The sequence below is a fragment of the Micromonospora krabiensis genome (assembly GCF_900091425.1).
GTDB lineage: Bacteria > Actinomycetota > Actinomycetes > Mycobacteriales > Micromonosporaceae > Micromonospora > Micromonospora krabiensis.
The window spans coordinates 1,767,605-1,779,466 of record NZ_LT598496.1 but is presented as its reverse complement, the minus strand read 5'-3'; the positions used below and the strand labels follow the sequence as shown (position 1 = coordinate 1,779,466).

Annotated in this window: 11 protein-coding genes; 8 read left to right on the top strand and 3 right to left on the bottom strand. The window is 71.8% G+C overall.

All coding sequences use genetic code 11. The features are described 5' to 3' along the window. Positions 1–259: 259 nt before the first annotated feature. The gene (locus GA0070620_RS07905) at positions 260–1,186 is read right to left on the bottom strand and encodes a RecB family exonuclease (RefSeq protein ID WP_091589247.1); all 927 of its coding nucleotides are present in this window, start codon (positions 1,184–1,186) and stop codon (positions 260–262) included. 148 nt (positions 1,187–1,334) lie between these two features. Here GA0070620_RS07905 and GA0070620_RS07900 point away from each other — a divergent pair, with 148 nt between their 5' ends. The 3 genes from GA0070620_RS07900 to GA0070620_RS07890 all read left to right on the top strand — a co-directional run bounded on the left by GA0070620_RS07900 (position 1,335) and on the right by GA0070620_RS07890 (position 4,084). Beyond that, positions 1,335–2,426, top strand: coding sequence for a site-2 protease family protein (locus GA0070620_RS07900; RefSeq protein ID WP_231922404.1), 1,092 nt, complete (start codon positions 1,335–1,337; stop codon positions 2,424–2,426). Further along, entirely contained in the window at positions 2,423–3,427 is a 1,005-nt protein-coding gene (locus GA0070620_RS07895; RefSeq protein WP_377520399.1) for a tRNA (adenine-N1)-methyltransferase, read from the top strand. The genes GA0070620_RS07900 and GA0070620_RS07895 overlap by 4 nt, the downstream gene beginning before the upstream one ends. 84 nt (positions 3,428–3,511) lie before the next feature. After that, positions 3,512–4,084: a hypothetical protein gene (locus GA0070620_RS07890; RefSeq protein WP_091589245.1), complete on the top strand. Its 573-nt coding sequence runs from the start codon at positions 3,512–3,514 to the stop codon at positions 4,082–4,084. 52 nt (positions 4,085–4,136) lie between these two features. Here the strand turns inward: GA0070620_RS07890 and GA0070620_RS07885 are convergent, their stop codons facing one another. Continuing rightward, positions 4,137–4,433, bottom strand: coding sequence for a ferredoxin (locus GA0070620_RS07885; protein ID WP_091589244.1), 297 nt, complete (start codon positions 4,431–4,433; stop codon positions 4,137–4,139). A 178-nt stretch (positions 4,434–4,611) separates the two neighbouring features. On the opposite strand from GA0070620_RS07885, the gene arc reads away from it, so the two are divergent. After that, positions 4,612–6,393 (top strand): proteasome ATPase, encoded by a 1,782-nt coding sequence (gene arc, locus GA0070620_RS07880; RefSeq protein WP_091589243.1) that lies wholly within the window; start codon positions 4,612–4,614, stop codon positions 6,391–6,393. Positions 6,394–6,490: 97 nt separating this feature from the next. On the opposite strand, the gene GA0070620_RS07875 is transcribed toward arc, so the two are convergent. Continuing rightward, positions 6,491–6,895 (bottom strand): GtrA family protein, encoded by a 405-nt coding sequence (locus GA0070620_RS07875; RefSeq protein ID WP_157741560.1) that lies wholly within the window; start codon positions 6,893–6,895, stop codon positions 6,491–6,493. Positions 6,896–6,998: 103 nt separating this feature from the next. On the opposite strand from GA0070620_RS07875, the gene GA0070620_RS07870 reads away from it, so the two are divergent. The 4 genes from GA0070620_RS07870 (at position 6,999) to GA0070620_RS07855 (ending at position 11,862) form a co-directional block, all read left to right on the top strand. After that, on the top strand, positions 6,999–8,660 hold the full coding sequence (locus GA0070620_RS07870) for a DUF2142 domain-containing protein (protein WP_091589241.1): 1,662 nt from the start codon (positions 6,999–7,001) through the stop codon (positions 8,658–8,660). Between the two features lie 4 nt (positions 8,661–8,664). Next, a complete protein-coding gene (gene dop / locus GA0070620_RS07865; RefSeq protein ID WP_091589240.1) occupies positions 8,665–10,182 on the top strand; it encodes a depupylase/deamidase Dop in 1,518 nt (505 codons plus the stop codon). Positions 10,183–10,255: 73 nt separating this feature from the next. Further along, complete coding sequence (locus GA0070620_RS07860; RefSeq protein WP_157741559.1) at positions 10,256–11,509, top strand: acyltransferase family protein; 1,254 nt, start codon at positions 10,256–10,258, stop codon at positions 11,507–11,509. 137 nt (positions 11,510–11,646) lie between these two features. Continuing rightward, positions 11,647–11,862 (top strand): ubiquitin-like protein Pup, encoded by a 216-nt coding sequence (locus GA0070620_RS07855; protein WP_067366797.1) that lies wholly within the window; start codon positions 11,647–11,649, stop codon positions 11,860–11,862.

Sequence of the window (11,862 nt, the reverse complement as noted above, 5' to 3'; positions counted from 1 at the left end):
CGGACACACCTCAGTGGGGGCGATGCCACGCTCCTATCAAGTCACGCCGGTCGGCCCTGACCATCGATGACCGGCACAACGGATGAAAGCCAACCCCACCAGGCGGCACCGACGCTACGAGCCAGATCATCGACGGCCAGGATCCCAACCACCGCAAGCAGCGGCAGCACCCACCCTGACACTGACGCGACGCTAGCCGCCGTCACGCCTCGATGATCGTCGCCGAGGGTGAGCCCGGTGTCCTCCCCGAGGAGGAGGGTCACTCGTCGGCGCCCGGCGCGGCCGGGCGGGTGCGGGCGTCGCGCAGCGGGTCGGCGCCGGTGACACCGACCGGGAACGGCGGCGGGGTGCCCCCGAAGCTCGGGCACAGCGCCTGGTGGCTGCACCAGTCGCAGAGCCGGCTCGGCCGGGGCCGGAAATCCTGCCGCTGCGTGGCCTGCTCGATCGCCCGCCACAACGCCACCACCGTCCGCTCGAAGCGCAGCAGCTCGTCGGCGTCGGGGGCGTAGTCGAGGACCTCGGCGTCGCGCAGGTAGAGCAGCCGCAGCACCCGGGGCACCACCCCGCGGGTGCGCCACAGCACCAGCGCGTAGAACTTCAGCTGGAACAGCGCCCGCGCCTCGAACGCCTCGCGCGGCGCGCCGCCGGTCTTGTAGTCGACGACCCGCAGCGCGCCGTCCGGCGCCACGTCGAGGCGGTCGAGGTAGCCCCGGATGAGCAACTCGTCGTCGACCACCGCGGAGATCAGGCTCTCCCGCTCGGCCGGCTCCAGCCGGCGCGGATCCTCCACGGTGAAGTAGCCCTCGAGCAGCGCCGCCGCGGAGCGGAGGAACTCGGCCGCGCCCGCCGGGTCGTCGTCGGGGAAGATCCCGCCGAGCTCCGGCTGCTCGGTGACCAACCGGTCCCACTGCGGGGCGACGAGGTCGCCGGCCGCCGACGGGGTGCGCCCGTCGGCCGGCAGGTCGAACAGCCGCTCCAGCACGGCGTGCACCAGCGTGCCCCGGGCCTGCTCGACGGTGGGCCGCTCGGGCAGCCGGTCGATACTGCGGAACCGGTAGAGCAGCGGGCAGGTCTTGAAATCCGCCGCCCGCGACGGCGAGAGCGACGCCCGCACCGTCGGCGGGACCGCCGGCGGCACGTCCGCCGGGGCCGCGGGCTGCTGGGTCGTCACCGGTTCCGCCGTCATGTCCGGAACACTAGGCGACCCCTGTGACAGCATCGGCCCCCGCCGCCCGCGCGCCGCCCCACGATCGGTCCGTAGCATCGACCCGGTGGAGCAGACGTCCCGGCCGAAACGCCGGCCCGGCCGCAACCCCGGCCTGACCATCGGCCGGGTGTTCGGCGTACCGCTGCACCTGAACGCGTCGATGCTCCTGCTCACCGTGCTGGTGACCGTGCTCTACGCCGAGTTCGCCCGCAACCAGCTCGCCCTGTCCCAGCTCAGCGCCTACGTGATCGGCATCGGGTTCGTGGTGTCCCTGCTCGGGTCGGTGCTGCTGCACGAGCTCGGCCACGCGCTGACCGCCCGCCGGTTCGGCATCGGTGTGCGCGGGATCACCCTCGAACTGCTCGGCGGCTACACCGAGATGGACCGCGACGCCCCGTCGCCCCGCGTCGACCTGCTCGTGTCGCTGGCCGGGCCGGCGGTGTCGGCGGTGCTCGGCGTCCTCGCGGTCGTCGCGACCCTCGCCCTGCCCGACGGCACCGTCGCCAACCAGCTCGCCTTCCAACTCGCGGCCAGCAATGTCATCGTCGCGGTGTTCAACATCCTGCCCGGGCTCCCGCTCGACGGGGGCCGGGCGCTGCGCGCCGCCGTCTGGGCGCTGACCCGGGACCGGCACCGAGGCACCGAGGTGGCCGGCTGGGTCGGTCGCGTCGTCGCCGTCGGCACCACCCTGCTGGTCGCCGCGCTCACCCTCACCCGCCGGCTGGCCCTGCCGGCGCTGCCGCTGATGCTGCTGGTCGCGTTCACCCTGTGGCGCGGCGCCGGCCAGTCGATCCGGTACGCCCGGATCAGCCGCCGGTTCCCCCTGGTCGACCTGTCCCGGCTCGCCCGACCGGTCTGGCCGGTGCCGACCGGCACCCCCCTCGCCGAGGCGCAGCGGCGCGGCACCGAGGACGGCCCGCCCGGCGCCGCGCTGCTCGTCACCGACGGTGCCGGACGGCCGGTCGCGCTGGTCGACCCGACCGCCGCCGCGGCGGTGCCCGCCGAGCGTCGGCCCTGGCTGGCGGTCGACGCGGTGTCCCGGCCCCTGGCCGGCCTGCCGACCCTGCCGGTGGAGCTGGACGGGGAACGGGTCATGGACAGCGTGCAGACCCACCCGGGCGCGCAGTACGTCGTGACGGCAGGCGAAGATGTCGTCGGCGTTCTGCACATAGCGGATCTCGCCCAGCTCCTCGAACCCGACCGGAAGATGAACACGTGACCGCAACTCCCTCCGCCGTGCCGGCCGACGCCGCCCCCGCCGATCGACCCGGTCTGACACCGGTGCACCGGGGCCCGTTCCGCGTCGGCGACCGGGTGCAGCTGACCGACCCGAAGGGGCGCATGCACACGGTGACCCTGGAGCCCGGCAAGGCGTTCCACACCCACCGCGGCATCCTGGAGCACGACGCGCTGATCGGTCAGCCCGACGGCAGCGTCGTCACCACCACCGGCGGCGGCACGGCCTTCCTCGCCCTGCGTCCGCTGCTCTCCGACTACGTGCTCTCCATGCCGCGCGGCGCGCAGGTGATCTACCCGAAGGACTCCGCGCAGATCGTCGCCATGGGTGACATCTTCCCCGGCGCGAAGGTCCTGGAGGCCGGCGCCGGCTCCGGCGCGCTGAGCTGCTCGCTGCTGCGCGCCGTCGGCACCGAGGGGGAGCTGCACTCGTACGAGCTGCGTGAGGACTTCGCCCACATCGCCAAGCGCAACGTCGAGGCCTTCTTCAACGGACCCCACCCGGCCTGGCACCTGCACGTCGGCGACGTGGGCCAGTGCCAGGAGACCGGGTTCGACCGGATCATCCTCGACATGCTCACCCCGTGGGACAACCTCGACATGGTCGAGCGGGCGCTGGTGCCCGGCGGCGTGTTCATCGGCTACGTCGCGACCACGCCCCAGCTGTCCGAGCTGGTCGAGGCGCTGCGCGAGCGGGGCGGCTGGACCGAGCCGCGCGCCTGGGAGTCGCTGGTGCGCGACTGGCACGCCGAGGGTCTCGCGGTCCGCCCGGACCACCGGATGATCGCGCACACCGCGTTCCTCGTCTCGGCCCGCAAGCTCGCCCCCGGGGTCACCGCCCCGCCGCGGCGGCGCAAGCCCAGCAAGGGCGCCGAGGCGTACGTGCAGCGTCGCCAGGTGCTGCGCGAGGCGGAGGCCCGCCAGGCCGCGGCCGCGCAGGCCGCCGCCGCGCCGGCCGAGCCGACGGAGGCGGACACGCCGTGACGGGAACGGGCGGCCCGGCATGAGCGTACGCACCGGCGGTGCGGACCAGACCCAGCACGACGTCGAGCGGGAGGAGTCGACGGCATGAGCAGCCCGGGCTACGGCGGAGGCGACCTGCCCGCGGTCTTCCCGGACTGGTCGCCGTACCAGGACCTCGAGTCGGCCGCGCGGGCCTACCTGCGGGACCCGGACGTCGCCCTGGAGGCGCTCGGTGGGGTGCTGCGGGGCGCGTCCGTGCTCGGCTTCACCCTGGAACGGTTCGTCAACGAGGTCAACGGGGTATGGCAGGAGGTCGTGGTCTGCGACGGCAGCCGGCTGATCCTCTGGCACGGCGAGGACGTGCCGCCGGGGGAGGGGCCGCCCGGCGCGATGACCTCGTCGCTGCGGGTCGTGCCGGTCTCCACGGTCACCGAGGTCGGCTGCCGGCGCCGGCTCACCCGCAGCGACAGCGGCGCGATCCGGGTCGACAGCATCGACGTCTACCTGCTGCTCACCTCGCTGGACGAGGCGCCGCCACCGGAGGAGGCGGCGGGCGCGCCCCGGCACGACGCGCTGCGCTTCGGCAAGACCCTCGACGACGGGGGCGCCGGGCAGATCGCGCGGCTGGAGGAGTTCGCCCGGCTGGTCGCCTCGGTCGTCGGCCGTCCGATGCTCTGAGCCGCACCGGTCGCCGCCGCGGCCGTGCCGGGGCCGTCGCCGGTGGTGCCGGTCAGCCGTCCTCGGCGGCCGGGCCGGCCACCTCGCGGCCGTCGCCGGCGCGCACCACGTGGATGCACTCGCCCGGGCACTCCTTCGCGGAGTCGATCACCTCGAGTCGCAGGTGGGCGGGCACGTCGACCCGGCTGCCCGGGGCCAGCCGCAGCTCACCGTCGGCGCCCTTGACGTAGGCCAGGCCGTCGACGTCGAACTCGAAGACCTCCGGCGCGTACTGCACGCAGAGACCGTCGCCCGTGCACAGGTCCTGGTCGACCCAGACCTCCAGCTGGTCCGTCGCGACCTCCGCCACCGGAGCACCCCCCATGTTCTCCCGTCCCACGCCCCGACGGTACCCGAATGCCCGTACCGGCCCCTCCGGCCACCCTTGGCGATCAAGGTTCGGTGACGAGGGCGTTGCGTGGGACCGAATCGCGCTCATAGCGGCTAGTGTTAGGGCAGAACGTTCAAGCCCCCCGGGGAGGTGGGACGTGGCACGCAGCGACGACGCGGACTCGCGCGCCGCACGGTGGGAGAAGGAGGCCCACGATCTCTCCACGCAGGTCGCGTTCCTGCAAGAGGAACTCGCTCTGGTGCGGCGCAAGTTGACCGAAAGCCCCCGACACGTCCGGCAGCTCGAAGAGCGGCTGGCAGCCACCCAGGCGCAGTTGGCGCGGCTGACCGAGAACAACGACCGGCTCGTGAGCACCCTCAAGGAGGCTCGCGCGCAGATCGTGACGCTCAAGGAGGAGATCGACCGCCTCGCCCAGCCACCGAGTGGCTACGGCGTCTTCCTCGCCCGGCACGACGACGGCACTGTCGACGTCTTCACCGGCGGCCGCAAGCTGCGGGTCGCCGTGTCGCCGTCGCTCGACGTCGGCGAGCTGCGGCGGGGCCAGGAGGTCCTGCTCAACGACGCACTCAACATCGTCGACGCGTTCGGCTACGAGCGGGTCGGCGAGGTGGTCATGCTCAAGGAGGTGCTGGCCGGGCCCGACGGCGCCTCGGGTGACCGGGCGCTGGTGGTCTCCCACTCCGACGAGGAGCGCATCGTGCACCTCGCCGAGACCCTGATCGGCAGCGCGATCCGGGCCGGCGACTCGCTCATGATCGAGCCCCGCTCGGCCTACGCCTACGAGCGGATCCCGAAGAGCGAGGTCGAGGAGCTCGTCCTGGAGGAGGTGCCCGACGTCGACTACTCCGACATCGGTGGCCTGCACTCCCAGATCGAGCAGATCCGCGACGCGGTCGAGCTGCCCTTCCTGCACGCCGACCTGTTCCGCGAGCACCAGCTCCGGCCGCCGAAGGGCATCCTGCTCTACGGCCCGCCCGGCTGCGGCAAGACGCTGATCGCCAAGGCCGTCGCCAACTCGCTGGCGAAGAAGATCGCCGAGCGGCGGGGCGAGGAGAAGCACACCAGCTTCTTCCTCAACATCAAGGGCCCGGAGCTGCTCAACAAGTACGTCGGCGAGACCGAGCGGCACATCCGGCTGATCTTCCAGCGTGCTCGGGAGAAGGCCGGCGAGGGCACGCCCGTGATCGTGTTCTTCGACGAGATGGACTCGGTCTTCCGCACCCGCGGCTCCGGCGTCTCCTCCGACGTGGAGAACACGATCGTCCCCCAGCTGCTCAGCGAGATCGACGGCGTCGAGGGGCTGGAGAACGTCATCGTCATCGGCGCCTCCAACCGGGAGGACATGATCGATCCGGCCATCCTGCGCCCCGGCCGGCTCGACGTGAAGATCAAGATCGAGCGCCCCGACGCCGAGGCGGCCAAGGACATCTTCTCCAAGTACATCCTGTCCGGCCTGCCACTGCACCCCGACGACCTGGCCGAGCACGGCGGCGACCCGCAGGCCACCGTCGCCGCCATGATCGATGCCGTGGTGCTGCGGATGTACTCGGAGACCGAGGAGAACCGCTTCCTCGAGGTCACCTACGCCAACGGCGACAAGGAAGTCCTCTACTTCAAGGACTTCAACTCCGGCGCGATGATCCAGAACATCGTCGACCGGGGCAAGAAGATGGCCATCAAGGAGTTCCTCACCTCCGGCCGCAAGGGGCTGCGCCTGCAGCACCTGCTCGACGCGTGCGTCGACGAGTTCCGGGAGAACGAGGACCTTCCCAACACCACCAACCCGGACGACTGGGCCCGGATCTCCGGCAAGAAGGGCGAGCGGATCGTCTACATCCGCACGCTCGTCTCCGGCGGCAAGGGCGCCGAGGCCGGCCGGTCCATCGAGACCGCGAGCAACACCGGCCAGTACCTCTGACCGCAGGAAACGGGCCCGCGACGCGTGCGTCGCGGGCCCGTTCGTGTCCATCGGACGGCGGCGGCCGTCCGTCAGGCGCGGGGCACGCCGGCGGACGTCAGCCGGCGAAGATCCACCGCTTCGACACGAGGTAGTTGATCACCGACAGGCACGCGGTGGTGAGCACCTTGGCGAGCAGGTACGGGGTGCCCGCCCAGGTCAGCGTCGAGACCAGCGCGACGTTCACGCAGAGGTTCGCCAGCACCAGCGCCAGGTAGCGCCCGACCTGCGGGAACATCTGACCGCCGGACCCGAACGACCAGGCCCGGTTGAGCGCGAAGTTGAACCAGAACGAGGTCAGGAACGACAGCGCCGCCGCCACCGGAATCGGGATGTCCAGGACACCGTGGTAGATGAAGAGCGAGCCGGTGTCGACCCCGACGCTCAGACCTCCGACAACGAGGAACCGGACCGCGCTGTGCCTCGACAGGACACGCACGGACTCGGCAACAGGTGACTGCAAGTGAGCTCCAACGAGGGGGGCGGAGGTGCGAGCGACGACGACGGAGTCTATCGTCTGCCCGTCCGGTCAGCGGGGCGCGCCCGCACGAGCAGCGAGGGTGAAAGTGACTGGTATCCCGAACCCGCCCCGGGCGGACGGCACCGAGCGCACCCGGTACGGAGCGAAACACTGGGCTCTCGCCCTGGTCGCGTTCTTCCTCGTCATCTTCGCCTGGTCGATGGCCGCACCCTACGACGGCACACCGGACGAACGCGAGCACATCGTCCGCGCCGCCGGTGTCGCCGAGGGCCAGATCGCACCGCCGCCCGCGGCGGCGAAGAAGGGCACCGGCGCGTTCCAGACCGTGCCCGGCGGACTCGTTCGGGACCAGTGCTGGCAGTTCAAGCCCGAGGTCTCCGCCGCCTGCGCCCAGCCGCCGGGCAGCGACGACACCCCCACCCGCACCGGCACCGGCGCGGGCCGCTACTTCCCCGCCTACTACGCGCTCGTCGGCGGACCCCTGGCCCTGTGGCCCGGCTGGCCGGGCGTGCTCCTCGCCCGCGGCATCAGCGCCCTGCTCGGCGCGGCCCTGCTCGCCGGGGCGTACGTGGCCCTGCGCAACCGCACCCGCACCGGCCTGCTGGTGGGCGCGCTGGTCGCCGCCGCCACCCCGATGGCCATGCACATGGCCAGCGCCGTCAACCCCAACGGCCTGGAGATCGCGGCCGGCGTCGCGTTCTTCAGCGCGATCATTCCGCTGCTGCTCGGCAGGCACGGCGGCAGCATACGCGGCCTGCTCCTGCTCGCCGGGCTCAGCGGCCTGCTGCTCGCGGTGCTGCGCCAGACCGGCCCGCTCCTGGTGGGCACCGCCTTCCTCGCCTTCGCCTTCCCGCTGCGGCACAGCAACCTGCGGGCCCTGATCCGCCGGCCCGCCGTCCTCGCCTGGGCCGGCGGCATCATCCTGGCCACCCTCGCGGCGCTCGCCTGGGGCGTCCGCCAGCAGACGAACTACCTGGGCGACTACTCGCGGGACAGCCTCACCAAGGGCCAGGCGCTGCTCATCGAGAGCGACCGCTGGCGCGGGTACCTCGACCAGATCGTCGGGGTCACCTCGTGGCTGGACACCAGGATGCCCTACCCGCCGTACCTCATCTGGCACCTCGTCGCCGGCGCGCTGCTGGTGATCGGCGTGCTCTGGGGCCGCGTGCTCGACCGGGTCCGCCTGCTGGTCCTCCTGGCCGGCGCGGTGCTCATTCCCTCCGCGCTGCAGGTGGCCAAGGTCAACGAGACCGGCTTCATCACCCAGGGCCGGTACATGCTGCCCCTGATGACCGGTGTCCTGCTCTACGCCGCCTGGGTCGCCGAGCAGCGGGGCATCGCCCCGGCCCAGGCCCGCTCGTACACCCGGCTCGCCGTGCTCGCGCTGCTGCCCATCCAGCTGTTCTGCCTCGCCTTCACGATGGTGCGCTGGCAGAACGGCCTGCCCAAGAACATCGGGCTGAGCAGCCTCAACCCGCTCAAGGGCGACTGGCACCCGGTCGTCGGTTCGGCCACGCCGCTGCTCGCCGCCACCCTCGGGCTGGCGCTGTTCGGCTGGCTCGCCTGGACCGCCGCGCGGGACACGGACGCCCCGGCCGACGACACTTCGGCCGCCGCGCCGACCGCGTACGCGGACCGGAACGGGAGCGGCGAGCCACTCGGCACGCCGCGCCTGCAACCGCAGCCGGCCGCCGGCGGACTACGCTCGACGTGGACGGGAGACCGGGCGGGCGAGCGGAGCGGGTAAATCGATGAGCGTGAGACGGATCATGGGCACCGAGGTCGAGTACGGCATCTCCGTGCCCGGCCAGGCCGGCGCCAACCCGATGGTCACCTCCTCACAGGTGGTCAACGCCTACGGGGCGCGCCCGGAACTCAACCGTGGGGGCCGGGCACGCTGGGACTACGAGGAGGAGTCGCCGCTGCGCGACGCCCGCGGCTTCACCTACTCCGGTGCCGCGTACGACCCGGCGGAGGCGTTGGCCGACGAGGACCTCGGGCTCGCCAACGTGATACTCACCAACGGCGCCCGCCTCTATGTCGACCACGCGCACCCGGAATACTCCACGCCCGAGGTGACCAACCCGCTGGACCTGGTGCGCTGGGACAAGGCCGGCGAGCGGGTGATGGCCGAGGCGTCCCGGCGCGCCGCCACGATCCCCGGCACCCAGCCGATCCACCTCTACAAGAACAACACCGACAACAAGGGCGCCAGCTACGGCGCCCACGAGAACTACCTGATGCGGCGGCAGACCCCCTTCGCCGACATCGTCGCCTTCCTGACCCCCTTCTTCGTCACCCGGCAGATCGTCTGCGGCGCCGGCCGCGTCGGCATCGGCCAGGACGGCGGGCAGAACGGATTCCAGATCTCCCAGCGCGCCGACTTCTTCGAGGTCGAGGTGGGCCTGGAGACGACCCTGAAGCGGCCGATCATCAACACCCGCGACGAGCCGCACGCCGACGCCGACAAGTACCGGCGTCTGCACGTCATCATCGGCGACGCCAACCTCTCCGAGATCTCCACCTACCTCAAGCTCGGCACCACCGCGCTGATCCTCACGATGATCGAGGAGAAGGCGCTCGGCCCGGACCTCGGCATCGCCGATCCGGTCAACGAGCTGCGCGCGGTCAGCCACGACCCGTCCCTGAGCCACCTCATGCGGCTGCGCGACGGACGCCGGCTCACCGCGCTGGACGTGCAGTGGGCGTACCTCGAACGGGCCCGGTCCTTTGTCGACGACCGTTACGGCGCCGACGTGGACGACCAGACCGCCGACGTGCTCGACCGCTGGGAGAGCGTCCTGGACCGGCTCGGCCGCGACGCCTTCCTCTGCGCCGACGAGCTGGACTGGGTCGCCAAGCTGCGCCTGCTGGAGGGCTACCGGGAGCGGGAGAAGCTCGGCTGGGGTTCGCACAAGCTCCAGCTCGTCGACCTCCAGTACTCCGACGTCCGGCCGGAGAAGGGCCTCTATCACCGTCTGGTCTCCCGTGGCGCCATGAAGACGCTGCTCACCGACGAGCAGACCGGCACGGCCATGACCGAGCCGCCGGAGGACACCCGGGCCTACTTCCGCGGTCGCTGCCTCGCCCAGTACGCCTCCGAGGTGGTCGCCGCCAGCTGGGACTCGGTCATCTTCGACGTGGGCCGGGAGTCGCTGGTCCGGGTGCCGATGATGGAGCCGGAGCGGGGCACCCGCAAACACGTCGGGGCGCTGTTCGACCGTTGTGAGAGCGCCAAGGACCTGCTTGAGGTGCTGACCGGCGGCTGACCGCTGGTACCATCCCGGCGGCCCGTCCTGTGGCATGCTGGGCCGTCCTCTCCCTCGACCTGATGGTGGTTCCATGCCCTCGTACGTCCGGCAGGCCGGTCGGCGTGCCGTCGCTACCGTCCCGCTCTCCAACGCGTACACCGGTCGCGCCAACAGCTTCGGGTTCCTGCGGCTCTGCTTCGCGGTGGCCGTCGTCCTCGCCCACACGGCGGTGATCGGGTACGCCCGGCCCCTGACCGAGGTCGTGGACGTGGCGGGCCTGGGTGTGGCCGGCTTCTTCGGCATCTCCGGATTCCTCATCACCCGCAGCGCGCGGCGCAGCAGCCTGCCCCGCTACCTGTGGCACCGGGCGTTGCGCATCTGGCCGGGGCTGTGGGTGTGCCTGCTGTTCATCGGCCTGGTCGTGGCGCCGGCGGTGTGGTACGCCGACCGGGGTCACCTCGACGGCCTGTGGCGGCACCCGAGCGGCGTCATCAACTTCCTCCAGGCGAACTGGTGGGGCGGCTACCGCCAGCAGGGCATCGTCTCCGTCTTCCGGGACACCCCCTACGGCGAACTGGTGCGGCGCAGTGTCCTCGACGGGTCGCTGTGGACGCTCAGCTACGAGATCACCTGCTACCTGATCGTCGCGGCTCTCGCGGTCGTCGGTGTGCTGCGCCGCGTCCGCTGGCTGGTGCTGGCCGCTGGCGTCGTCGTCTTCGGCCTGCTCTGCTGGAACCAGTACGCGATGCTCCGCTCGGGCGGCGCGCCCGTCTGGACCAGCGGAAGCCTCGGCCCGCTGCCGCTGCTCGGCGGTCTGAGCAAGATCTGGTTCCTCCGGTTCGGCTTCATGTTCCTCGTCGGCGCGGTCGCCGAGCTGTACAGCGACAAGCTGCCGATCAGCGACCTGCTGGGCGCGCTGTCCCTGGTGCTCGTCGGCTGGCAGACGCTGGAGGGGCACCTGTTCGGCCCCGCCCTGCTCGCCTACGAGTACGCGATCCTCTACCTCGCCGTGCGGCTGCCCCGGCTGTTGCACCGGGTCGGCCAGACCAACGACTACTCGTACGGCGTCTACATCTACTCGTTCGTGGTCCAGCAGACGCTCGCCTGGCTCGGTCTGGCCGCGTGGGGTTTCGTGGGCTACTTCGCCCTCACGATGGTCTTCACGGGCATCCTGGCGTTCCTGTCGTGGCACCTCGTGGAGAAGCCGGCGCTGCGGCTCAAGGACTGGACACCTCGACTGCCGCGCCGGACGGCCACCGCGCCGGCGGACGCCCGCGCCGAGGACCGGGCCGCCGGCCCGGAGCCGGCCCGGGTGCCGCTGGACGCCACGACGGGTCGCGGCTGAGCCTCGCTCCGGCTCCTCCGTGGGGGCGGAGCGCGTCCCGTGTCGCGTCCGCTCGTGGCGAACACGGCGGACGACGACGCTTCCCGTCGCCCCCGCGGGGTAGATTCGTGCCAGACGATCGTGGAGGAGGCAGCGAGATGGCCACTCGTGACAGCGGCGGTCAGTCCCAGTCGGGCAAGTCCCGCCAGGGCGAGGAGATCGAGGACGTCACCACCGAGGCGAACCCGGAGGTCGCCGAACGGCACGCCGAGATCACCGAGGACGTCGACGACCTGCTCGACGAGATCGACTCCGTCCTCGAGGAGAACGCCGAAGAGTTCGTGCGCGGCTACGTACAAAAGGGCGGTCAGTAG